The sequence below is a fragment of the Prolixibacter sp. DSM 2831 genome (assembly GCF_056493735.1).
Window position 1 is genome coordinate 1,973,704 of sequence record NZ_CM151379.1, and the last position, 25,320, is coordinate 1,999,023.

General features: G+C 45.4%; 20 protein-coding genes. 11 read left to right on the forward strand and 9 right to left on the reverse strand.

Annotated features, from left to right (window positions below):
* The first annotated feature begins 17 nt into the window (after nt 1–17).
* From AC060N_RS07920 to AC060N_RS07935, 4 genes are all read left to right on the forward strand, one after another.
* Nucleotides 18–1,805: an aconitase/3-isopropylmalate dehydratase large subunit family protein gene (locus AC060N_RS07920; protein ID WP_479526619.1), complete on the forward strand. Its 1,788-nt coding sequence runs from the start codon at nt 18–20 to the stop codon at nt 1,803–1,805.
* A gap of 37 nt (nt 1,806–1,842) precedes the next feature.
* Complete coding sequence (gene amaB / locus AC060N_RS07925; protein WP_479526620.1) at nt 1,843–3,381, forward strand: L-piperidine-6-carboxylate dehydrogenase; 1,539 nt, start codon at nt 1,843–1,845, stop codon at nt 3,379–3,381.
* 266 nt (nt 3,382–3,647) lie between these two features.
* A complete protein-coding gene (locus AC060N_RS07930; protein ID WP_479526621.1) occupies nt 3,648–4,853 on the forward strand; it encodes an NAD(P)-dependent oxidoreductase in 1,206 nt (401 codons plus the stop codon).
* A 180-nt stretch (nt 4,854–5,033) separates the two neighbouring features.
* On the forward strand, nt 5,034–6,362 hold the full coding sequence (locus AC060N_RS07935) for a saccharopine dehydrogenase family protein (protein WP_479526622.1): 1,329 nt from the start codon (nt 5,034–5,036) through the stop codon (nt 6,360–6,362).
* Nucleotides 6,363–6,449: 87 nt separating this feature from the next.
* Here AC060N_RS07935 and AC060N_RS07940 read toward each other — a convergent pair whose 3' ends face one another.
* The 7 genes from AC060N_RS07940 to AC060N_RS07970 form a co-directional block, all read right to left on the reverse strand.
* The gene (locus AC060N_RS07940) at nt 6,450–7,031 is read right to left on the reverse strand and encodes a hypothetical protein (protein ID WP_479526623.1); all 582 of its coding nucleotides are present in this window, start codon (nt 7,029–7,031) and stop codon (nt 6,450–6,452) included.
* 129 nt (nt 7,032–7,160) lie between these two features.
* A complete protein-coding gene (locus AC060N_RS07945) occupies nt 7,161–7,643 on the reverse strand; it encodes a GNAT family N-acetyltransferase (protein ID WP_479526624.1) in 483 nt (160 codons plus the stop codon).
* Nucleotides 7,644–7,789: 146 nt separating this feature from the next.
* Nucleotides 7,790–8,443 (reverse strand): PQLLE family protein, encoded by a 654-nt coding sequence (locus AC060N_RS07950; protein ID WP_479526625.1) that lies wholly within the window; start codon nt 8,441–8,443, stop codon nt 7,790–7,792.
* Nucleotides 8,444–8,486: 43 nt separating this feature from the next.
* A complete protein-coding gene (locus AC060N_RS07955) occupies nt 8,487–8,663 on the reverse strand; it encodes a hypothetical protein (RefSeq protein ID WP_479526626.1) in 177 nt (58 codons plus the stop codon).
* A 246-nt stretch (nt 8,664–8,909) separates the two neighbouring features.
* Entirely contained in the window at nt 8,910–9,524 is a 615-nt protein-coding gene (locus AC060N_RS07960; RefSeq protein WP_479526627.1) for a hypothetical protein, read from the reverse strand.
* Nucleotides 9,503–10,666: a PDDEXK-like family protein gene (locus tag AC060N_RS07965; protein ID WP_479526628.1), complete on the reverse strand. Its 1,164-nt coding sequence runs from the start codon at nt 10,664–10,666 to the stop codon at nt 9,503–9,505. The genes AC060N_RS07960 and AC060N_RS07965 overlap by 22 nt, the downstream gene beginning before the upstream one ends.
* Before the next feature lie 717 nt (nt 10,667–11,383).
* The gene (locus AC060N_RS07970; protein ID WP_479526629.1) at nt 11,384–11,665 is read right to left on the reverse strand and encodes a DUF4884 domain-containing protein; all 282 of its coding nucleotides are present in this window, start codon (nt 11,663–11,665) and stop codon (nt 11,384–11,386) included.
* 582 nt (nt 11,666–12,247) lie between these two features.
* On the opposite strand from AC060N_RS07970, the gene AC060N_RS07975 reads away from it, so the two are divergent.
* The gene (locus AC060N_RS07975) at nt 12,248–13,186 is read left to right on the forward strand and encodes an ABC transporter ATP-binding protein (protein ID WP_479526630.1); all 939 of its coding nucleotides are present in this window, start codon (nt 12,248–12,250) and stop codon (nt 13,184–13,186) included.
* The gene (locus AC060N_RS07980; protein ID WP_479526631.1) at nt 13,179–14,303 is read left to right on the forward strand and encodes an ABC transporter permease; all 1,125 of its coding nucleotides are present in this window, start codon (nt 13,179–13,181) and stop codon (nt 14,301–14,303) included. Before AC060N_RS07975 ends, AC060N_RS07980 begins: the two co-directional genes overlap by 8 nt.
* A 263-nt stretch (nt 14,304–14,566) precedes the next feature.
* On the opposite strand, the gene AC060N_RS07985 is transcribed toward AC060N_RS07980, so the two are convergent.
* Both AC060N_RS07985 and AC060N_RS07990 read right to left on the reverse strand, forming a co-directional pair.
* Nucleotides 14,567–14,731, reverse strand: a complete 165-nt coding sequence (locus tag AC060N_RS07985; protein WP_170108985.1) for a hypothetical protein — start codon at nt 14,729–14,731, stop codon at nt 14,567–14,569.
* 21 nt (nt 14,732–14,752) lie between these two features.
* Complete coding sequence (locus AC060N_RS07990; RefSeq protein WP_479526632.1) at nt 14,753–16,210, reverse strand: NAD(P)/FAD-dependent oxidoreductase; 1,458 nt, start codon at nt 16,208–16,210, stop codon at nt 14,753–14,755.
* 327 nt (nt 16,211–16,537) lie between these two features.
* On the opposite strand from AC060N_RS07990, the gene AC060N_RS07995 reads away from it, so the two are divergent.
* The 5 genes from AC060N_RS07995 to AC060N_RS08015 all read left to right on the forward strand — a co-directional run bounded on the left by AC060N_RS07995 (nt 16,538) and on the right by AC060N_RS08015 (nt 25,057).
* Nucleotides 16,538–18,028, forward strand: coding sequence for an aminotransferase class V-fold PLP-dependent enzyme (locus AC060N_RS07995; RefSeq protein WP_479526633.1), 1,491 nt, complete (start codon nt 16,538–16,540; stop codon nt 18,026–18,028).
* Nucleotides 18,029–18,178: 150 nt separating this feature from the next.
* Complete coding sequence (locus AC060N_RS08000) at nt 18,179–18,748, forward strand: RNA polymerase sigma-70 factor (protein ID WP_479526634.1); 570 nt, start codon at nt 18,179–18,181, stop codon at nt 18,746–18,748.
* A 163-nt stretch (nt 18,749–18,911) separates the two neighbouring features.
* The gene (locus AC060N_RS08005) at nt 18,912–19,910 is read left to right on the forward strand and encodes a FecR family protein (RefSeq protein WP_479526635.1); all 999 of its coding nucleotides are present in this window, start codon (nt 18,912–18,914) and stop codon (nt 19,908–19,910) included.
* Nucleotides 19,911–20,143: 233 nt separating this feature from the next.
* Nucleotides 20,144–23,467 (forward strand): TonB-dependent receptor, encoded by a 3,324-nt coding sequence (locus AC060N_RS08010; protein ID WP_479526636.1) that lies wholly within the window; start codon nt 20,144–20,146, stop codon nt 23,465–23,467.
* Nucleotides 23,468–23,491: 24 nt separating this feature from the next.
* The gene (locus tag AC060N_RS08015; RefSeq protein ID WP_479526637.1) at nt 23,492–25,057 is read left to right on the forward strand and encodes a RagB/SusD family nutrient uptake outer membrane protein; all 1,566 of its coding nucleotides are present in this window, start codon (nt 23,492–23,494) and stop codon (nt 25,055–25,057) included.
* Nucleotides 25,058–25,320: the final 263 nt, after the last annotated feature.

Below are 25,320 nucleotides of genomic sequence, written 5' to 3' on the forward strand. Positions count from 1 at the left end.
CGTTAAAAATTTGGCGTATGTCAGGAAAAACGTTTGCTGAAAAGATTTTGGGTGCACCGGTTGGAAGCATTGTGTTTGCCAAACCAGATATCATCCTGTCGCACGATAATTCGTCGAGTATCGAAAAGATATTCCGCAAGATGGGCGGTGACCGTGTCGCCGATCCCAATAAATTACTGCTGGTGCTCGATCACAATGCACCACCTACCAATGCCAAACTGGCGAACGATTATCAGCAAATCCGCGATTTCGCAAAAGATCAACACGTATCGCGATTTCACGATGCCGGACAAGGCATTTGCCACCAATTGATGGCCGGTCATGCACGGCCGGGAATGTTGGTCGTTGGTAGCGATAGTCATACCTGCACTGCTGGAGCTTTCAACGCTTTTGCAGCCGGTATTGACCGTACGGAAACAGCCGGACTGTGGAAACAGGGAGAAACCTGGTTTCGTGTTCCTGAAACCGTCAAGATTACCCTAACGGGAAAATTACCAGAGCATGTGTATGCGAAGGATTTGGCTTTGTACATCATTGGCATGATTGGCTCTTCAGGGGCTGATTACATGTCCATCGAATATCATGGCGAAGGTGTGAAAACACTAACGGTTTCCGACCGGATGACCATTGCGAATCTGGCCTCGGAAATGGGAGCCAAGAACGCTGTTTTTCCGGCTGACGAAATGCTCGAAGAATATTTTGGAGCGAAGTTCCAGGCCATTTGGGCGGATGATGACGCGGAGTATGCGAAAGAATACACCATCAATCTGTCGGAATTGTATCCGGTAACCGCCTGTCCGCACCATGTTGACAACGTGAAGAGCGTGGATGAAGTAGCCGGAACGCCGGTTGCGCAGGCTCTAATCGGAACGTGTACCAACGGTCGCATTGAAGATTTGCGGGCAGCGGCAGCTATCCTGAAAGGGCATAAAATACCGGAAGGATTCCAGTTGCTGATAACTCCGGCTTCGCGTGAAATATACCTACAGGCCATGAAGGAAGGTTTGGTAGAAATCTTCCTGGAAGCAGGTGGAAATGTTCTTTCACCTTCGTGTGGTCCATGTTTGGGAACAGGGCAGGGAATTCCGGCTGATGGAATCAATGTGATTTCGACGGCTAATCGCAACTTCCTGGGACGGATGGGCAATAAAAATGCTTCCATCTATCTGGCATCGCCGGCAACAGTGGCCGCTTCCGCTTTGCGTGGTGAAATTACTTCGCCCGAAAAGGCAACCTCGGCGCACAAGTTTCCGTATCACAAGCAGCAGACGGCAACCGTGGTGATTGAGCCCGGAGATGACCGTCGGCAGAGTGGTGTGTGGAACTACGCGGATGTGGATAACCTGAATACCGACCAGATGTTTGCCGGCAGTTTGACGTACGAAGTTAACAGTTCGGAACCGGAGAAGATTGTCCCACATTTATTTAAAGGCTTTGATGATCGCTTTGCTGAAAATGTGAAGTTGGGCGATATCATTGTGTGTGGTGAAAATTTCGGGTGTGGAAGCTCGCGCGAACATCCATCAGTAGGCTTGGTAAAAGCAGGCGTACGAGCGATTATTGTGAAATCGGTCAGCCGTATTTTCTTCCGTTCGGCCATTAACCAGGGGCTTCCTATCATTGTGCTTCCCGAAGCGGTTAATGCTTATCAGAAAGGCGAAAGTGTGGAAGTTGACATGGCTTCCGGTGTGATTTATATCGGAACGAAGATTTTCCATTTCAATCCGCTTCCCGATAAACTGATGCAGGTTTTGGATAAAGGCGGTCTGGTGAACTGGATTCGAGAAAGTGAAACAACTAATTAATTATCAGAAAAAATATAACAACATAAATTTAGATACTATGCAAGAAATGAAGGATGTTCTGAAGACATTAGGCATCAAAGATGTGAATCCGGGGTTGTGCACCGGTACCAAATGGATTGATACGACCGGTGATAAAATTACTTCGTACTCACCCGCTGACGGGACGGCGATAGCTGACATTCAGCAGGCAACTTTGGAAGATTACCGGAAGGTGATTGATACCGCTAAGGATGCATTCAAGGTATGGAAGAAGGTGCCCGCCCCGAAACGTGGAGAGATAGTTCGCCAGATTGGTTTGGAACTGCGCAAATACAAAGAGCCGCTGGGGCGTTTGGTTTCCTACGAAATGGGAAAGATTTACCAGGAAGGTCTGGGCGAAGTACAGGAAATGATAGACATCTGTGACTTTGCTGTTGGCCAGTCGCGTCAGTTGTATGGTTATACCATGCACTCTGAGCGTCCTGAACACCGCATGTACGATCAGTACCATTCGTTGGGTATTGTTGGTGTGGTTTCGGCCTTTAACTTCCCGGTAGCGGTTTGGTCGTGGAATGCCATGATTGCACTGGCGGCCGGCGACGTGATTGTCTGGAAACCGTCGTCGAAAGTGCTGCTTTGTGCGATAGCCGTTCATAACATCGTAGCTGATGTGCTGAAGCGCAACGATATCCCGGAAGGTGTATTGAACCTGGTGGCTACCAGCTCGAAATACCTGGGTGACGACATGTTCAGCGATAAGAATATCCCGCTGATTTCGTTTACTGGTTCTACCCGCGTAGGTAAGAAAGTCGGCCGTTTGGTTGGTGAACGTTTGGGCAAATCCATTCTGGAACTAGGTGGTAACAATGCCGTCATTGTAACACCGACTTCCAACCAGGACATGGCGCTTCGGGCTATCGTGTTTGGTGCTGTTGGAACAACAGGACAGCGTTGTACTTCTACCCGTCGCGTTATTCTTCACGAAAGTATTTACGAAGAGTTTAAGCAAAAACTCATCAATGTCTACAAGGGATTGAAGATTGGTAATCCGCTGGACGAAAAGAGTCATGTGGGACCGCTGATTGATAAAGGGGCTTCGGATACTTATTTCAAAGCCATTGAGAAGGTGAAAGCCGAAGGTGGCAAAATTCTCTTTGGAGGTGAAGTTTATAAGGACGCCAGTTGCGAGTCAGGATGCTACGTGGTGCCTTGCGTTGCCGAAGTGGAAAACCATTATGAAATCGTTCAGGAAGAAACGTTCGCTCCGCTGCTTTACGTGATTAAATACAGTACGCTGGATGAGGCTATCGAACTGCACAACGCTGTTCCGCAAGGTCTTTCATCAGCCATGTTTTCAACCAACCTGCTGGAAACTGAAAGGTTCCTGTCGCACGAAGGTTCCGATTGCGGAATTGCCAATATTAATATTGGTACTTCCGGCGCTGAAATTGGTGGTGCTTTTGGTGGGGAAAAGGATACCGGTGGCGGCCGGGAGTCCGGGTCTGATGCCTGGAAAGCTTATATGCGCAGACAAACCAATACCATCAACTATGGTTCGGAATTGCCGTTGGCTCAGGGAATCGAGTTCAACGTATAGCATTTTGACAGGTTCATACATTTGACAAGCTCGTTGGTGTCGCAACCGGATGGCAGGCAGAAAGTACGATGAATGGTTCAGTTGACTTTCTGTACTGCCTCCGGTTTTGCAAACGTGTGTAGTTGTATCGAAAGTTGCTTTCAATATGATAAGCAGCGCATATTTTCTTATCTTGATGGGGATTTCCCATAAATCTATTGTTAGAGCCTGTTTATTTCATCCAATTCCGGTTCAAACTTTTTATTAACTGAATAAAATTTCTGCGAATGAAGTTAGGTATCCTGAAAGAAGGTAAAGTACCGCCTGATCGGCGTGTGCCTTTTTCGCCCGAACAGTGTCTCGAAATCGCCCAACGTTTTCCGCAAGTGGAACTGACAGTTCAATCCAGTCCGATCCGTTGTTTTCCAGATAAAGACTATTTGGACGCTGGCATTTCCATGAACAACGATTTGAGTGATTGCGATATTTTAATGGGAGTGAAAGAGGTACCGATCCCCGATTTGATGGAAGATAAAACGTATCTGTTCTTTTCTCACACCATCAAAAAGCAACCGTACAACAAAAAACTTCTTCAGGAAATCCTGCGAAAGCGAATTCGTTTGATCGATTATGAAGTTTTGACTGAGCTGAATGGAATGCGTGTCATTGGTTTTGGGCGGTTTGCCGGACTGGTTGGCAGTTACAAAGGTTTGCGTGCGCTAACCATCCGTCATGAGTTGCCTGAACCGAAGCCGGCTTATGAGTGCCATGATTTGGCTGAGATGAAATCTGAAGCCCGAAGATTGGAACTTCCACCGTTGAAAATTGCTGTCACTGGCGGTGGACGAGTTACCCACGGTGTTATGGAGATGCTGGACGAAATGAAGATTCGGAAAGTGAGTATTGAAGAATATCTCGCTACAGACCACTTCGATGACCCGGTGTATGTGCAGCTCGAGCCGGATGCTTACAACAAACGCAAAGATGGCAGCGCTTTCGATTTCGGACATTTTGTGAAAAACCCAACAGCGTACGAAGGTAATTTCCTTCGGTTTGCGAAAACCACCGATTTACTCATTTCGGCTGCCTACTGGGATCCCAATGCTCCAGTATTGTTTACACCGGAAGATATGCGCAGTCCGGAATTCCGCATCAAAGTGATATCCGACATTACCTGCGACATCAAAGGTTCTATACCTTCTACGTTAAGGGCTACTACGATCAATGAGCCGTTTTACGGATACAATCCGATTACGGAACAGGAAGAAGTAGCTTTTACCGATCCGAAGAACATTACCGTCATGTCGGTGGATAATCTGCCAACTGAATTACCGCGTGATGCTTCGGTTGATTTTGGCGAAAACCTTATTAATAGGGTATTACCGTCTTTGCTGGGCGATGATTCTGAAGGAATTGTTCAACGGGCTACTATTACCGAAAACGGTAAGCTAACGGAGCGGTATAAATACCTGGAAGATTGGGTAAACTCATGAATTGAAGAAGTGTGTGATAGTGTGAAGACGAGTTTGTGAGATGGGGGAGATTAGGAGAAGATGAGAAAGGGTGAAAGGGAGAGTGGGAGAATTCCATTCCACGTAAAGGCTGTGGTCTGAAATCTTTATTCTAATGTCTGGAGTCTAAAATCTTGATTCTAATATCTATTGTCTTTTAGTATGAAGAAAATATTCATCATCGGTGCCGGGCGTTCCTCTGCTACGCTAATCCGGTATCTGGAAGAGCAAGCATCTACCTTTGGCTGGGAAATCACGGTAGGTGATCAGGATATTAACCTGGTGAAGGAAAAAATAACGCCGCCCACCCGAGCTCTCGTCTTCGACGTGTTCGATGAACAGCAGCGAAACCTGGAAATTGAACAGGCCGATATTGTGGTATCGATGTTGCCGGCCCGGTTGCACCAGGTGGTGGCGCTGGCTTGTCTCAAATTTGGTAAGTCGTTGCTAACCGCTTCGTATGTATCCGACGAATTAAACGGCCTGGATGCAGAAGTAAAGGCGAAAGGCTTACTCTTTCTGAACGAAATGGGCGTTGATCCGGGCATCGATCACATGTCGGCCATGAGGCTGATAGATCGTGTAAAGCAAGAAGGTCACGCTATTACCGATTTCGAGTCATTTACCGGAGGACTGGTAGCACCTGAATCGGACAACAATCCGTGGAATTACAAATTCACCTGGAATCCCCGCAATGTAGTGGTTGCCGGGCAGGGCGGACCCGCCAAATTTCTGCAGGAAGGAAAATACAAGTACATCCCGTACAATCGTCTTTTCCGGCGCACCGAAGTAATCGATATCGAGGGATTTGGCAAGTTTGAAGGCTACGCCAACCGCGATTCATTGAAGTACATCGACAAGTATAACCTGCAGGGAGTTCCAACTGTGTATCGGGGAACCTTGCGCCGTCCCGGGTACTGTAGGGCGTGGGATATCTTTGTACAGCTGGGCGCGACAGACGATACCTACTTCATGGAGAATACCGAGAATATGACCTACAAGGAGTTCATCAACTCGTTTCTCTATTACGCCGAAGCATCGGTGCGGTTGAAGCTGTATCACTACATGCACATCGATCAGGATTCGGACATAATCGACAAACTGGAATTCCTGGAGTTATTCAGCGACAAAAAGATTGGCCTGAAAAGGGCTACTCCCGCGCAAATTTTGGAGCATATCCTTTCGGAGAAATGGAAGATGGAGCCCGAGGATAAAGACATGGTGGTGATGTGGCACAAGCTACTTTACAATCGAAACGGTGATGCACGTCCGGTGAAAATGACTTCCTCAATGGTTGTTTTGGGAGAGGATAGTGTGCATACAGCGATGTCAAAGACAGTGGGACTGCCACTGGCGATTGCTACCAAAATGGTGATGACCGGGCAAATTGCTCTGACCGGCGTGCACATTCCGAACCGTAAAGAAATTTACGAGCCGGTGCTGAATGAGCTGGAGAATTACGGCATCACTTTCGTGGAAAAAGAAGAATAACGAGGCTTCAGCATAAAGAAAGCTCAGATTCTGATTGCTTACGTTGAATGAAACGAGCAGTCAAAGTCTGAGCTTTTATTTTTTGTACTATTCGTCAACCGACCAGCTCCAAACAATGCGCGCATCACCGGTGGAGAAATTGTTCATGCGGTCGAGTTCCGTTTGTGTTTCAAATTCCTCGTCAAACTCTTCGTCCATCGACACAAAACCGAAGTCGCGGTCTTTAATGCTTCGCAGAATGCCGCCGATTAATGGCAACGCCTCTTTTGAAATCACCAGCCAGGGGAGTGCTCCGGCGCCCAGCATATCGCCAACAATATCGAAAGCGTGTTTGCCTAACCTGCCTTTTACTTGTTGAAGCATTTCACCGGCACTGCGCGTGTGCTTCCGGCAATGGCGTAAGTACACCCGCACCTTGATGCGCCGATCTTTAGGCATATCCCGTTCGAGTACAAACAAACCGTCAGCGCCATCGTCGCTCGCCTCCGGAACAAAATTCAATACGTTTTTTTGTCGGGGAGTAAGCCGGATATATGGTTCAGGCGTGGTTGTGAGCACCATCTTGTCGTTGTCTTCGGGGTGTTCCGCTACGATAACGAAATAGAGTTGCCATCGTTCTTTGGGTCGGAGAATGGTGAGTTTTTCGAATTCTAATTTGATTTTAGCCATGGTCAGATAATATTTATTGGTCAAATTCTTTCGGTTATATTCTTGTTGGGCGCAGGAATTATAACCTCCTGAATATAATAAAATATTATCATAATCAATAAAATTCTTCGATAATCTCTTACTGTGGAATTATAAATCCTTCAGCATCCATATGGTGCAGGCGTAATGCCCGGTATCGCCAACGGGTTGTTCTAATCGGCGAAAGCCTGCTTTTTGGTACATGCCGACCGCCTTCTCCAGTTCGGGGAGCGATTCGAGATAGAGTTGCTGATACCCTTGTTCGCGGGCCGAATCGATGCACTGTGCCATTAATTGTTTGCCAATTCCGGTTCCGCGTACCGAAGCTGCTACATAGAACTTCACCAACTCGGCACATCCTTCCGGCAGACCGTTGGAAGGATAGATGCCGCATCCGCCCACAATTTCGCCACTGGCTTCGGCAATCCAGTATTCCGCTTTGGGTACCTGAAACAACTCGTACAGGTGGTCGGTGGTGGGATCGGTATAAACGGTTCCCGGGCGGTCGATTTTGAATTCCCGGAACACTTTCCGAATCATCTCCGCCAGCGGCGCGTTGTCTTCAGGTAATATTAATCGGTAGGTAACCTCCATCAGCTGTTCTTTTCTGTTTCCGGAATCCGGTGTTGAATTCAGGCGGACGGTAAAATTAGGAAATGTGACGAGGAATAAAAAAGCCGGCCCGTTGTGGAGTTGCCGGGCCGGCCTGATGTAGGTGTGCTAAAGGTGAAATGAGAAAGCTAACTACGTACAAGCACACCCAATGCTTCCAGTAACTGAGGCTTATCCTCCATGGCGATTTTGGCTACGGCATAGAAGTCGTGCATCCAATCGTCGATTTTGACGAAGGCGGCGTCTTTAGCCTTAGTCGCCTCCTGTGATTCTCCTATTTCCCTGAAATATAGTGTGCGGGCGCTCTCCATCGCTTCGATGCCGGATAGGGCAGCCGTGATATCTTCAGCTGTGATTTTGAGCGGTGTGAGCTTAGCAAGCAATGCGGCATCGGCTTGCACGCCGTTGTAGAATGTTTTCATGGTTTCTACCCATTTGACGTATGCCCTGGGCAGTGTGCCTGTGAGGCCGAGTTGTTTGAGCGCTACTTCATCCTTGCGAAAGATGACTTTTGCCTTTTTGCGGTGGAGGCCGTACGTGTTTGCCATTTGTTCGGCTTTTGCATCGAAGTCGGCACGGGCTGCAACGGTTTCGTTGTCTTCCTGCTGGTTGAAATCGTATGCGTTGCGGGTTTCGCTGAGTAGCTGACGGCCTTCGGCGATTACTTCCGGACCATAGCCGAACTCAGTCATGGTTGCAGCAATTTCGGGTTGACTTTCAACGTTGGTCAGTGCTACGTTGTAGTGATCAAGAATCTGGGCGTCGGATTTGTAAGTTGACATGTTGAATGGAATTTTAGGTTAGACATATAAAAGTTAATTGAATTCATTTGGTTACTTCGGTTGTTTTGTTGGTTGTCCGGTGACTTTTACCACTTACTCTACCATTTCTACCCGTTACTCTGTCATTTTCACCCGTTACTTTGGTATTTCTACCTGTTCCTCTGCCTTTTCTACCCGTTACGCTGGCATTTCTACCTGTTACCCGGGTGTTTTTACCCATTGATCAAGCATTTCTACCCAATGCTTATACAATTCTACCTGTGGATGTGGTATTTCTTCCGGTTGAACCGGCCTGTCTGCTTCGTGTTTTTGGATTTCCTCTCTCTCTGTCTGATACCAACGATAGCTAAGATAGGGAAAATGGAATAAAAATCATAATCGGGACTGAGTTGTGTTTAGATAATTTTTCACTCTTTGGCTTTGTATGTGATTTTAGTCAATTCTATATATTACTGATTCAAATTGCTTAAAGAATCGAAGAGTTTTTTTTGTTTGATTCGTACATTATCAAGTCAATGGCGCGTAATGGTGAAACACTATAACCTAATTCTTCCTCTACTTTTTCTTGAATTATAACAAAATCTGGATGTTTGATTAGTTTTTTGATTGCTTTAAGATATTCCGAATATAAATCAGGTTTGTTTATTCCAGAAGGTGTTTTCTTACCTGTCAGGTATCTATATATTCGACTATCCCATATTGCGTAAACCTGTGGACTTATGAAATGTAATAGTTTTGAAAGGCCGACCATTGAATTATTGATACTTTTTTTCAATATTGATAATTGTTCAGGATTAAGAATCTTACCGGATTTTGCGTCATTAAGTAAATCAAGAATTAAATCGATTGAATCTGTATTTAGATGAATAATTGTTGGCATCCAACCATAAACAAAGTGGCTCGCAATAATTAAATGATGTTTGTCTATTATTTCAATCTCTTTGAAATATTTAATAAACACTGGGTAGGATTCTGCATAAGAATCAGTGTCAGGTATTGAAAAATTTTCCGCGTCTGATTTTAGTGTTTCTATATTCAGATTGTTGAATATTACCGTGGCTATGAGTATTTGCTTTTCCATTCCTTCTCAATTGCAGCACTAATTTCTATTACAGTTGGTTTTATATCATCTATGATTGATTTAATTCGTCCTTCAATATCAATGGGGTCTTCTGTAATAACCTCTGAAGCAATGAAGTTGAATTTCTTCTTAAAAAAAACTAGCCATTTTTTACCCGTTGGTTTTCTGAAAAGCTTAAGGTTTTCTACAGCTTTTAGCAAAGTATTTTTATATTGATCATCAGATGGGGCAATAATAGCATTGAAGATACAGTATTTGTCAGTCCAGAAATACTCTATCTCAAAGAGGAATATTTCTTTTTCTGGCCACCCTTGCCCCTTTTTTTCTAATATTCTATCCAATTCCTTTGTTGTAAATCGAATGTAACCTTTGTTTTTTGAGCCTATAATAAAATTTGAATCCATTAATTCTTTTTCAAAATATGGATAAAGTATGCTCGAAGGGTCAGGTCTATTTAAAAAAATAAAGTCTAGTGCTTCTTTGTGTGCATTATATACTTTAAGAGCAAGTTCATTTAGTTTGTCATTCATAAGAAGTTCTTTTTTTACAATAGCTAAATAGTCTTCAATGTAATACCTGATTTTTTCACTGATGCTGTTTTTATATAGTGATAATATTTTTTGCAATATTTCTGAGATTTGGGTATATGAATAATTGATATAGAATTGCTTGGAAGAATTATCCAAAGGGTCATTTCCAAAAGGAGTCAAGTAAACGTAATGCCTGTTTTTATCAATGAAATTTTCCTCGGCAATTTTTTTGTAACGTTTAAGCTGATTTGAATGGTCAACTGAATCTACTTTATTTTCAATAAGAACTATATCGTTTTCAAAAATCACTAATATGTCTATATTCCTCCATTCTCTTCGTATTTCACATTTATTTAAATCTAAATAGTCAGAATCAAAGATGTTTCGATTTTGAGCTTTAGAATCAGAAAATATGTCTCTTAAGAACTTTTTTAAGATAATATCACCCAACCCGTGGTTATTATTGGGATTAAATAGATACGCCAGAAAATTTGAATGCCGTATTTCTTTCCTTTCAATAGATAGTGCATTAAAAATATTTGGTTCTTTCAGTGATAATTCGATTTGTTCGAAATCAAAATCGTTGATTAACGTGGCTAATTTTTGCTCCATTTTTCTTGTATTAGATAACAGTTTTTTTACAACTTGTGTACGCTTCCCTGAAGAATGGACGTTCGTTTTTGAAATATGAGTTAGTTATAATTACAAAAAAAAGATTTTCTAAGATAGTCAATTTTATGTTTGCTCGGGAAAGATATCCTGAACTCACATAAAATTGGTAGTGAACTGGGGACTGGAGTGGTTTCGTAGCTCCACCCGGCCTCCCCAAACGGGGAGGCGACGGTCGCGGATAGTAGCGCTTTTAATGCACTTGTTTGACAGATTTGGCTTTCCAGGGGTGTTTCGCGGCCACGACGTATCGTGGCCCTACGGGGTGTGTAATAGAAATGGATGGTTGGTGTTTCAGCGGTTAATTGCTAAATCCTCCTCCGGCCTGTCGGCCACCTCCTCCAGCGGAGGACATTTGCGAGCTGCGGTGCTTTTATCAGCTGGAAGGGTAGATTTTAGCATGAGTTTTATGTCTCAAATTGGTACCGGCGAAGCTTAATCTTGCAGTTGGTTGGCGGACTATCCCCCTTTGGAGGGGGAATTAAAGGGGGAGGATTTTAGGTATTCGGGTTTTCTTCATTTTGCGTTATCCAGTTATCAATTCAAAATCCTCCTTCTGCGGAGGACATTTGCGAGCTGCGGTGCTTTTAATTGACTGGGGCATTGGTTGAGCAAATCCTGACAGGTTTCGAAAACCTGTCAGGATAGGGAGTAAGAGTGCTACTTATTTGTCGATTGATTTCGAATCATGTTGGTGATGCGGGTTGTTCTGGTGGAGTCTTTTACCATGCTGGTGGTTTGTCCGCTGCAGTTGGTGAAATAAACGTAGTGGCCTTCATCATAAAAGCGATAGACTTTGCAGCCGTCGTGCTCGAAAAGATACTGTACCCGGTAGGTTTTGTTGTTCTCCGAACGGGTATTCGAAAGAGGAATACCGGTAGCGCAGGAAAGTAGATTAATAGCGATAAAAGCTAACGCTGATGCTTTGATTATTTTTTTCATGTGTATAGGTTTATGTTGGTTTGGTGATGGAAATTAGGGGTTTTATGTTATTTGGGGAAAGGTTTGGGAATGATCTTTAAGGAAATCCGCCTCCGGAGGAGGACATTTGTTGTTGGCGTGGTTTAATAGCCCCACCCGGCCTCCCCAAACGGGGAGGAGAACGGTCGCGCATGGCGGTGCTTATAATCGGCAGGGGCGTTTATTGGGCAAATCCTGACAGGTTTCGAAAACCCGTCAGGATAGGGAGTAAGAGTGTTACTTATTGGTTGATTTGAGAAAAAGTTTGAGAATGATTCTTTGAGGAAATTCTCTGTTGATCTTTCGGCCATTGCCATTTCTGCAGTTATAAATTTTATAGGGCCGCTGCATGGCCACGATGTATCGTGGCCCTACGTGGCAATAGTGGAGATGGACGGTGAAGTTGGGATTCGGGGAGAGTAATTTGGGCTAATAATTGAACTGTAAGGGTACGGCGCAACAACAGTAACTACAGGAACGAGAGGAACAACAGAAACGAATTCTTTATTTCCGATTTTTCATTGTTAATTTTCGACTAGCTTTATACTCCGAAACGCTTTGCTTATGGAAAACACGCATACACCGGTGATTGAGGTGAAGGAAGTGCACAAGTCCTTCAAGACGGTTCATGCGGTGCAGGGACTGAACCTGACCATCGGGAAGGGGGAATTTGTGGCGCTGCTGGGACCGAACGGTGCCGGGAAAACCACGCTGGTGGAGATGATTGAGGGTATCCGTCATCCCGACAAGGGCGAAATCCGCATCATGGGGAAGACGTGGAAGCACCACGAGGACGAGCTACGGCACCTGATTGGTTTGTCGTTGCAGGAGACCCGTTTTACGGATAAGCTGCGGGTGTATGAAACACTTCGGTTGTTTGCCAGCTTTTTCGGATTGGGAAAGGAGCGGGTAGAGGAGATTATCGAGCTGGTGGCCCTGGAAGAGAAGCGCAAAGCATTTGTGGGAAACCTATCCGGCGGTCAAAGGCAACGGCTGGCTTTGGGTATTTCGCTGTTGAATAAGCCGAAGGTGTTGTTGCTGGACGAGCCGACCACCGGCCTCGACCCGAATGCCCGGCGGGAAATCTGGGCTATTCTGCGCAAGCTGAAAGAACAGGCGGAAACGTCGATGATTCTGACCACGCATTACATGGAAGAGGCGGAGCAGTTGTGTGACTATATTATCATTGTCGACCACGGGAAAGTGTTGCGGGAAGGTACGCTGGAGCAGCTGCTGAAGGGCGAAGAAGGAGAGAAGGTGATTGAGTTTTCACTGAAAGATGGCCCGGAGTCCTTGCCTCCAACGAATGGCAAAATTGGTGAGATGCAATGGAACGGAATGCAGCGGAGTGGAAAGGTAACGGTGCAGGATATGCATACGCAGCTGCCGGAGTTTATGGAGTATTTGCAACAGAACCGGCTTCATTTGCAGGATATGGAGTGCCGCCGTACCACGCTCGACGATTTATTTACTACGTTAACCGGAAGACATTTACATGAATAACCGACTATCGAACCACCAGCTTTGGCAACTAACGCTTTCGTATTCGCGGGAGTTACTTCGTGAACCGGGCGTACTATTCTGGGGCATTGTGTTTCCTATCCTGATGTCGTTGGGACTGGGCATTGCCTTTACGCAGAAAACGGATGTTGTGCGCAAAGTCGCGGTCATTGATGCATCAGGCGATGGTACGTCTATTCAGCATTTCCTGCTCACCGAGGCACAGCCTAATCCGGAAGTGGCAGCTGATTCGTTTCGGTACAGCTTCACCATTCCTGATAAGCAGATGGGAAATACCACTTTCCTTTTCCGGGAAACCGATTGGAAAGAGGCGATGGTTTTGCTGAAACGCGGCCAGATAAATGTGATTTTGACGGAGCAAAACGGAAAGCCGGAATATCATTTCGATCCGCGTAATCCGGATGCTCAGCTGACTTATATCAAGCTGTCGGGCGTTCTGAACGGTAAAGCGGTGAATACGCCACAGGACAATGGCGAAATTAAACCGCTGACGCTGGCCGGAACCCGTTACATCGATTTCCTGGTTCCGGGACTGATTGCCATGAATGCGATGATGTCGTGTATGTGGGGCATCAGTTACGGCATTATCGACCGGCGCTCGAAGAAATTGCTGCGACGCATGGTGGCTACCCCGATGAAGAAGACCAACTTCCTGATTGCCTTTATTACGGTGCGCTTTGTGATGAATTTCATCGAATCGGCGCTGCTGGTGCTAGTGACCTGGCTGGTTTTCGGAATTACCATTCAGGGAAGTATTCCCGGATTATTGGCCATTTTTATGGCAGGTAACCTGGCTTTCGCCGGAATAGCCATTTTCGTTTCGTCGCATACGGCCAATACTGAGGTGGGAAACGGCTTGATTAACCTGGTGGTGATGCCGATGATGGTTCTTTCGGGTATTTTCTTTAGTTACCACAATTTCCCGGACTGGAGTATTCCGGTGATTCAGAAACTGCCGCTAACAATGTTGGCGGATGGTATCCGGGGAATCTTTAACGAAGGGTTGGGCCTGGCAGATATTGCTTTGCCGTTTGTGATTCTATCGGCCATTGGGGTTTTCTTCTTTTCGCTGGGGCTGCGGTTTTTCAAGTGGCATTGATTTGTTGGTTTCAGGTTAGAGAGTTTCAGGTTTCATGTTGCGCTGGCGCTGTAGGGCCACGATATATCGTGGCTGCGTAGTACCCAGATTTCATGTTGCGCTGTGCGGTTAAACCATTTCAGGTTACAGGTTTCAGGTTGTGCTTTGAGGTTACGATAGTTCCTGTTGTTACTATTGTTGGGGACAGTTTTTGAGTTACACTCCCTATCAGAACATCGTAAAAAAAGGCTGCCCGGGATAGCAGACAGCCTTTTGAATCCAACCTATGAGTGTCCTCCCGCGACGATGCGGAGGATTTTAATGTTCAGGACTACCCAGCGGTAAAGTTGCCAGGGAATGAATGCTCTCCAGAAACGGGTTGCCCGTGTGGGAACCGGTGGATACGATTCCTCGGAGTACGCAATGGTTTGGTTGCTTTGTTCTTCCATATCTTTTGATTTTTATTGTTCTTATTCAGGTAACAGCCACCAGAAAGGATAGCCTTTGGCTTTGTGCAGAAACATGTAATGCATGAACCATTTGAGCCAATGTCCGGCTAATCCGGCTTCTCCGATGGTATAGGAAATATCGCGGCCATACTCCGGGTATTTTTTCCAGTCCTGGACAATGGGAAAGACCGTCATGGTGGCAGCGGCTCCGTTCATCATTCCGTAACCGGCAGAGACAATACAGGCAGCACCCATTTTGGACATCGAAGCCTTGTGTTTTAGTTGCGGTTTGCCGGTTTTGATCCAGTCAGCCACGTTTTGAGCCACCACTTTTCCGGTTACACCCGAAGGCATACCAGTACGCGGTGGCGCCGGGAATATTTTCGTGCCTGACGGACTGGTCATCGGTTTGGAAATAGCATGTGGCGGTGCAAAAGCGATTCCTGCGGCGAAGATATTCTCGTAACTGGGATTCTGGTAGGTTGATGGCCAGTCATCGGCCGACCATTGTTCGAACGGTTTGGGTGTATAGTCCGCATCCACCTTCATGAAGCCGTTCGGTGCAAACAGCGTGTCGGTCATATCGCTGCCGTCTTTGGCGAAGGCTTTTATTCCCGGTCCCGTGAAGGAAGGAATCAGCATGGCAAAATCGAAGGTTTCTTCACCCATTGTTCCGTCGAGGGATTCGTAGTGTACTTTCCCCTCTTCGATTTTCTTCACTCCGGCACGTTTAATCCAGCTAATGTTGCGTTCGCGGAAGAACGATTCAGCCAGCGTACGTGTTTGCGTGATATAACCTCCACGCTTGATATAGGCACCGCCCATACCGAAATCGCCCAACTCAAATTCATTGGTAATCCATTTGATTTCGGCCATGTGCGACAGCTTCCGTTTCTTGATTTCGAAAGCTACATTGAGAATGTATTCGAAGGCTGCTCCCTGGCAGGTGGACATCGGGTGCCCGACGCCAATGAGAATCTTTTGCTTTTCGCCGTTTTCCATTTTCTGGATGCAGCCCTGCAGTTTCTCCCAAGCCTGGGCAGCATGGCCATAGGTACAAACCGATTCAGTGAATTTATCAGGTCCCAGACCTTCGGTACCGGCAAAGTTCAGTTTCGGCCCAGTGGCATTTATCAGAAAATCGTAGTCGACCTTTTCTGTTTCGCCAACGCGGTCCTGACCGGTGTATTCAACGGTCACAAATCCTTTGCCGATTTCACTGTCTCCTTCCGGGTGAATGGAAAGAGCTTTGGCTTGTTTGAAAATGATACCAGCCTTTTTGTAGCGTTTATCCAGCCGGAAACGAATCTGGTCGACCGTCATCCGGCCAACACCTACCCAAATATTGGAGGGAATCCAATGGTAGAAAGTGTTTGGTGCAACCACTACCACTTCATGTTTTTTCCCCAATTTCTTTTTCAGGATGGTTGACGCCGTATGGCCAGAGATACCGGCACCCAGCACGACAATTTTTGCCATAATCAATTGGTTTTATTGGTTAGTTGTTTTCTCCGAAGAAGTGTATTGGCGTGTCCTCTCCTCTGTCGTGTCTGCGAAAGCCAAAACCTTACTAAATCTACAATAAAAATCTGTGATTTGCCTGCTTAACAGTTGGTTATTTTGACGTGAAGCCGGATGATGCCATCAATAAGTCTGCATCAGACTGACTATTGATAAATTCAAATTACATGCGATGGATAATAGCCGGAATACATCTTTTTCAATGGGCAAGTCTGGAAAACATTCGAAAATTGGATTACAGATTAAGGTTATTTTTCCATCTTTAGAAAGTTTCAACAACTGACTATGACGACGACATTGACACAACCGACGACCAAACTTGAAGAATACTTCGATTCATTTCGCAAGAATATACTGGGGATCGACCAGACTTTTGAATCTCCTTACGGTGAACAGCCTTTGGTGTATGCCGACTGGATTGCCAGTGGCCGGCTTTACCGCCCCATCGAGGAAAAGCTGTTGGAGCAGTTTGGTCCGATGGTGGGTAACACGCATTCCGAAGCATCGGAAACGGGTTGCACGATGACGCAGGCCTATCATTTGGCCCATGCGATTATCAAGAAACATGTGCATGCTAATTCCGATGATGTAATTCTTACGACCGGATTCGGGATGACATCGGGACTCGCTAAACTGCAGCGTATTTTGGGTTTGAAGATTCCGGAAAAGCTGATGAGGTTTTGCGATATTCCCCGGGAAGAGCGGCCTGTAGTTTTCCTGACCCATATGGAGCATCATTCCAACCAAACTCCCTGGCTGGAATCGCTGGCCGATGTGGTGGTGCTGGAGCCGGATGAGAATCTGATGGTCAATCCACAGTACCTTCGTACCGAACTACAGAAATATGCGAACCGAAAAGTGAAGATTGGTTCTTTCTCGGCTTGTTCCAATGTAAGCGGCGTGATTACCCCTTTTTACGAACTGGCGCAAATCATGCATGAGCACGATGGTTACTGCTTCGTCGATTTTGCTGCGTCGGCACCGTATGTTGATATTGACATGCATCCTAAGAATGAGATGCAACGGTTGGATGCCATTTTCTTTTCTCCGCACAAATTCCTGGGAGGGCCCGGAAGTTCGGGTGTCCTCATCTTTAATAAGAAGCTCTACAAAAACCGCATTCCTGATCATCCCGGAGGTGGCACGGTGAAATGGACGAATCCCTGGGGAGAGCACACATACGTGGACGATATCGAAATTCGCGAAGATGGTGGTACGCCTGGTTTTATGCAGGCTATTCGTGCCGCCATGTGTGTCCGGTTGAAAGAACAAATGGGTGTCGATAAAATCAAGGCGAGAGAGACCGAACTGCTGAAGCGGGCTTTCAAAGGCTTTAGCAAGATCGACGGGGTATTCATTTTAGCACAGGAAGCCCGGGAACGTTTGGGGGTAATCTCTTTCTACGTGGAGGGAATTCATCATAACATGGTGGTTCGTTTACTGAATGACCGGTTTGGTATACAAGTACGCGGAGGTTGCTCCTGTGCCGGAACCTACGGACACTATTTACTGCACGTGGATCGCGAAATGTCGCACCGGATTACTGAGAAAATTAATAGCGGCGATTTATCAGAGAAACCCGGATGGGTGCGACTATCACTGCATCCTACCATGACCAATGCTGAGCTGGACTACATTATGGACTCGCTTGAAAAAGTAGTTGCTAATGCGCATTTCTGGAAAGAAGATTATGTGTACAACCGGCACACCGGCGAATTTGATCACAAAGACGGGAATGAAAAATGTGATATGATTTCGCGGTGGTTTGATTTGTAAACCTGACTCAGTTTATTGTACCTTCCTAAACTCAATATGTTTTCGTTGTCTGATATTTGATTTCAAATGTTATTTGAATTTTAGCAATAATTGTTAAGTTTACTCGCCATGATATAACGTCATCGGATAACTGGACTTACTAACCGGGAAATGGCGGGGGAACTAAAAAACATTAGCAACGAAGAGTTTCGGTCAATTTTTGACCAGTACTATCCTATGCTTTTTCACCTGGGGAAAGAATATCTTCAGGATGAAGATGAAGCCAAGGAGGTTGCCCAAAGTGCGTTTGTGAAACTCTGGGAGATTCGTGAATCCCTTTCGAACGAATCGAATATTCGCAATTTCCTCTATACCATTGCCAAGAATAACTGCCTGAACTGTTTAAAGCGTAGAGAAGTGCTGGCTATGCATCATGACCGGATGAAATATTTGGAGATGCATTTCAATTATGAGGCACTCAACCGGATGGATCATCAGTACCTGGAGTTTTCTGAATTAAAGGAAAAGATTGAAGAAGCAATTTCCGGTCTTTCGGAAAATTGTCGCCGGGTATTTTACATGAGCCGGTTTGAGGATAAATCCAATAAGGAAATCGCTGAAGAACTAGATGTTACGGTGAAAACCGTCGAAGCGCATATGACAAAAGCGTTGAAGTATCTTCGAAAAGAATTGAAAGATTACCTTCCTGTTTTATTGGTGATTACCAATTTCCTGAATTAATTCTGAGAAAAAAATTGAAATTGCAGTTAGGGTTGTCCTTTGCTCGATTGTTTAATAGTTAAAGAATGTGAAAATATTTGCTTTCGCATAAGGATTCATCAGAAGCAGTGCGAGAATAGAGGCTCAGAAAAGTTGTTGTATTGAAAGAAAATAGAAGTAATTGATGTCAGACGAATTATTATCAAAAATACTGTCGGGAACGGCAAGCAAGGAGGAGAAAAGAGCCTATTACGAAGAGGTGGCCACTGATGAATCCTTTCAGGAGGAATTTTATCAGACCAAAAGTTTGTGGGTGAGAGCAACTGCTGGCAGAAAAGAGACAAAGCTGAATCTGGACGAGGAATACCGAAATCTGAAGGAGAAAGTTAGCGGAATGAAAAATGTCGGAATCCGGAGTCTGACTCGTATCTGGATTGGCCGGGCAGCGATGGTTGCGATGCTGCTCTCTGTTGGATGGTTGGCTCACCAGTTGTGGTCGCCTGGAAAGCAGCCGGTGGATTTTACCCAGCAGTTTGCTTCGTCGATTGGCAGCATTTCGCAGATGACTTTGCCGGATGGAACACAAATCTGGCTGAATTCGGGCAGTAAAGTTGTTTATCACGAGACTTCGAAAGAGAGAAATGTTCAACTTGTGGGGGAGGCCTGTTTTGACGTAGCGCATGACGAAGAGCATCCGTTTTCGGTTCAGACAGAAAACATGGTAGTCCGTGACTTAGGTACGCGTTTTAACGTTCGGGCCTATCCTGATGATGAGGTTACCGAAACAACGCTTATCGAAGGAAGTGCGGAAATTCTTTCAGGCAATAATTTGAAGCGAATCTGTGAATTGAAGCCGGGAGAACTGGCTGTGTATGACAAGGCAAATAAGCGGATGTCAATACAGGAGATCGATCCGGCGACCATTGTTGCCTGGATGGACGGTAAGTTTGTCTTCCGGAATGAAAAACTGGTAGATATCTGCGACGAGCTCGAAAAATGGTACGGTGTCCGTTTCCGCTTTGGTGACGATGTAATTAAAGATTACCGGTATACGGCGAACATTAAAAGGACGACTTCTATTTCGTATGTTTTGAAAATGCTGAACATCACAACGCATCTGCATTACAGTATTCAGGAAAATAAAATGGAACCTGACATTATTACGATATCAACAGAAAAGTAACTAAACAAGAATATTAAACGATTGCCTATGCACTAACTATCAACTAAATCAACAAAAAACCGGGAGGGTGGCGCCCTTCCCGGTTCATGTGAATTTAATATCCCGAGCAGTCTCTATATCAGAGAATCGCAAATAAGACTGCTCTATTGTAAACCAAACAGTTCAAATCTATGAAGAATTTTCGAAGATTCCCGGGCAATTTATGCCCCGGGCTAAAAAAATTGTACCTAACCATGAAACTAACTGGATTCCTGTTGCTTCTTTCCGCCATGACCCTGTCGGCGAAGACCTACTCACAGGCGGTACGCTTAAATCTCCAGGTTGAAAATGCCAACATCGTTCAGGTTTTCGATCAAATAGAGAAGATTTCTGAATTTGGCTTTTTCTTTAAGTCCGATCAGATGGACCTCACGAAGCGGTATAGTCTTTCGATAGAAAATGCCAGCATTGACCAGATTCTTTCCCAGGTACTGGATTTGTCGAAATACAAATATCAAATCGTTGACCGCAATATTGTGATTTCCAAAAGAGCTTTAGAAACAGCGCAAAGCGGACAACAAGATAAACACAATGTAAATGGTACGGTAACGGATGAAGATGGAGTCCCGCTTCCGGGGGTAACCATTGTCATTAAAGGAACGACTTCCGGTACGATTACCGATACGAACGGACACTATACGATATCCAATGTTGGTGACTCTGATGTGCTGGTATTCTCTTTTATCGGAATGGTGCCACAGGACGTGCCTGTTCAATCGCGGGAAACCGTTGACGTTACCATGATGCGCGAGACTTATGGAATTCAGGAAGTGGTAGCCATTGGATATGGTACCATGCGTAAGCAAGATGTAACCGGTTCCATTTCCCAGGCAAAAGGCGAGGAGTTGGTGCAAGACCAAAGTTTTAGTGCGCTGGATAATTTGAGAGGTAAAGTTTCCGGTGTTAATATTTTCTCGAACTCAGGTCAGCCCGGAGCTTATCAGAGCCGTGTTGTTATCAGGGGTTTGTCTACCATCGATGCTTCGTCGGCTCCTTTGTATGTGGTTGATGGCGTTGTGATGGAGGATTTTGGATTGATCAACCCGAATGATATCGAGAGTATTGAAGTGTTGAAAGATGCTTCCTCGGCTGCTATTTACGGAGCCCGTGGTGCCAACGGTGTTATTCTCGTGACAACGAAACGCGGTAAAGAGCATGGCAAGGGAACTACTGTAAGCTATCAGGGCTCTGCCAGTGTGAGTACCATGGCCCGTTATATGGATGTATTGAATGCTCAGGAGTGGACCGATGCTTTTATGATTGGTCTTGAGAACGAGAACAAATACATGGATTACAACTGGTCACTGGACAGGATAGATTGGTTTACCGACCCGAACTACTTCGATGCTCAGGGAAATCCGTTGTACGATACGAATTGGCAGAAGGAAGCTACCCGAACTGCTTTTTCTCAAAATCATCAGCTGAATATTCAGCAAGCCGGTGAAAATTCTTCAGCCGGAGCTTTCCTGAACTACACCGATCAGCAAGGTATCGTTAATAATACTTTCAGCAAACGTATCAACGCGAAACTGGCATTTGACGGCGATCCGACGAAATGGTTATCTACTTCTCTTAATCTTTCAGTCAACCATACGTGGGGGCGTTATACTCCGGAAACGGGTGGTGGACAGGAAGCTCGTCGTACCATGATTGAAATGTTGCCTTGGTTACCTCTGCGGGATGCGAATGGTAATTATACTACTTCGGCCAGCTCATCGATGTCCGATACCTTTGGATTCGAAGGAATGTCGAATCCAGTGATGATATTGGATTTACAGAAGCGGATGAGATACAATACGCAGATTTTCGGGAATACAGCTTTAACTTTCCATTTGCTGGACGGTCTTGATCTGAAAACTCAGTTTGGTATCGACAGCCACAACATAACCAGCAAAGGATATTCTTCTGTATCGCTGAACAACATATCTATGCCGAATGGTTGGGCTTATATTGACCATGGAAATATATTTTACTGGCAGGAAGAAACGTATTTGACCTACCAGAAAGTATTGGGCGTACACCGTCTGAATGCGATGGCCGGCCTTTCCTGGCAAGAGCGTACTTATAACTATAATAATTCGTACACCGAAGGATTTAGTGATGACTTCTTTGAGTGGTACAATATGGGGGCCGGTACGACGCCTTCAGCTCCTACATCCGGCTATGATAAGTGGGCAATGAACTCCTACTTTCTGCGCTTTGCCTATACCTATAACGATAAGTATTCGGCAACAGTGACCGGTCGGTATGACGGCTCTTCCAAATTTGGAAAGAACAACAAATATGCATTCTTCCCATCGGCCGGGTTGGCGTGGATTGTATCGCAGGAAGACTTTCTGAAGGACAATGCAACCATCAGTACCCTGAAGCTCCATACCAGCTATGGATTGACGGGTAACTCTGAAATTTCTCCGTATCGATCACTGGCATCGGTCAGTTCGGGAACAAATTTGCTGGATGGTTCAAGAGCTCCTTATTCCTATATCAGTTCGATGGCGAATCCGGATTTGAAATGGGAAAAAACAGCACAATGGGACATGGGCTTCAATTTAGGTTTGTTCCGGAATAAGCTGAATTTCGATATTTCTTACTATCACAAGAAGACTACCGATTTGTTGCTGAATACTCCGTTGCCAACGTCTTCGGGTTTTGGTTCGATATACAAAAATATCGGGTCGGTGCAAAACCAGGGACTTGATATCATGGTCGATGCAACGCCAGTTCGTACCAACGATTTCCAATGGAATGCTACGCTGAATCTGAACTACAATAAAAACAAGATTCTTCACCTGGGAGAAAATGATGAAGATATCGAGATGAACTATTGGGTCGGTGGTTCCGAAAGTATTTTGCGTGTTGGTGAGAACCTGAGTAGCTTCTACGGGTATCGTCGCTTAGGCGTTTACACCATTGAAGACTACGAAGCAGGCAACTGCGAAAAGAGCCAGATTGGTCGCGCTAAGCGGACGAATGAGAAGGAAATTATCGGTAAAGGAATGCCAGATTGGGCCGGTAGTTTTATTAATACTTTCCGGTACAAGAATATTGATTTGACTGTTGACCTGCAATTCGTATGGGGAGTAGAGACATTGCAGCAATTCTACCACTCAACCTACGACCGTTTTGGTATCACCAACGGCTTGTCGAATATCTTGTACGATGCGTATGACGGGACCAATCCCAATACCATGGAACAAGCGATTTACCTGACGAACTCCGGTCACGCCGGACAGAATACAACGGTAGATTCCGGTTGGATTGCCGATGGTTCCTATTTGAGAGGAAACCTGATTCAGCTGGGTTATACCTTCTCTGACAAGCAATGCCAGGCCATTGGTATTTCGAAACTACGTTTATATGCGAATGTGAATAACGCATTCCTGATCTGCTCCAGTAAGTACAATGGGTACGATCCGGAGTCAACTTCCCAGGGCAGTGCCAAGTTCGGTCAGAATATGACCTTCTTCGCCTATCCAAGGGCCAGAACATGGACACTGGGACTAAACGTAACATTCTAATTTAAATCCAAAATGAAGACTACTATGAAAAAGATATTAATATGTTTATCAGTGAGCCTTCTGTTTATGACCTCGTGTAATGACTTTCTGGATGAAAGTCCCAAATCTGCACTGACGGAGGTTGACTATTATAAAACAGAAGCTCAGGCAACGGCAAACGTAAATTACTTATACCGAAACGGGGCACCAAGGCGTATATCTTATGCTTCCAGTGCCTACATCGGCCCCAAGGCTTCCATCACCGGAATGTTGACCGGTTATTTCAGTAACAGTTACGAAGGACAGGAAGTGGTCTGTCGGTATTCCCGCTTGTTGACCCGTCAGCAACATACGAATGAGATATCCGATACCTCGGATGATATTTGGGACAACTGTTATAATGCCATCAACGTGGCTAATAATGCCATTGCGAGCATTCCCAATATTACCATGGATTCGGGAACCGCAGCGCAGTTGACAGCAGAAGCCATGTTTTTCCGGGCATTTAATTATTTCTACCTGGTGAAAACATTTGGCGACGTTCCGCTGCTGTTAGAACCTGCTAACCTGGAGAATCTTTATCCCGAAAGGACAGCATCTGCGCAGGTGTATACCCAGATCGAAGCTGATTTGAAAGCTGCTATCGATGCTCTGCCGGCAAAAACATTTGCTGCTAATGGCCACCGGATTACCAAGTATGTCGCTGCTATGGTTCTTACCGATGTGTATTTCCATCAGGGAGATTATGGCAACGCGAAGACTTATGCGAAAATGGTTATCGATTCACCTCATTCCTTGGTAGCCAATGCAGATATGTCAGGCAGCAGCGCGTACAACCAATTGCGCTCAACCGACGATTTGGATGAAGTCATTTATGCCCAGGAGTATGATGAAAGTATCAGCAATAGCAGCTGGTGGCCAACTTATGCATTTTCATCTTCGGCGACAGCGGTATTCGGAACCTATTCAATTTTTGAACGGGTATACGGTCCGATTGATCAGTTCCTGAATGTTTATCCGGCTGATGATCTGCGTATTCAACCCAACCAGTTCTTCCATTGGAATTATACCAACCCGAATAACGGTAAAACCTGGACAGCTCCCGACGGACAGGCAGGCTGCTGGTATTATTACGATGAAAACGCCGTGCTGAATACCGGAAAAGGTACAAAAGACTGGAACTTCTATCGGTTGGCCGAAGCTTATCTGGACTATGCAGAATCAATCGCTCAGACTGACGGTGTAACGGATGAAGCCGCTACCTATCTTGCCAGAATACAAGTGCGGGCTAACATGAACGGTGAAACAGAAGACCAGATCAAAGCTGGCTTAATGGCGTTGTCGAAGCAGGAGTTCATCGAAACTTGCTGGACTGAAAGAATCCGCGAATTCCCGTTGGAATTCAAAATATGGGATGACTGCGTCCGTACGATGAAATTCCCGGTTATCTCAGCAACCAATCCCGGCGAAGTAACTTATGTTGACCTGATTGGCGCACAGAACGCAGCAGGAGCCACGTTTAAAGAAACCGACCTGGTATTCCCGATTTCATTGAACGAGTTGCAGCGTAACCCGAATTTGACCCAGAATGCAGGTTATGCAAGTAAATAATTGAATACAGTAAGTAGGAAGAGGATCATACCCCGTTTTAGGGGATGGTCCTCTTATACTGAAGTTGTGTGTGTCATTATTTCTTTTCTACCCATTCTTTGATATCCTTGCCAGGAACAGTAACGAATAAAAGCTGTATCTCATCTGAAGTATTTACGTATCAGGAGACAGGCGACTTGAAACATAAAGTTTCAGTGGATCGTCGGAAATAATCTGCATACCTAAAACCTCTCTATGATTAATAAACAGTTCATAAAAGACTC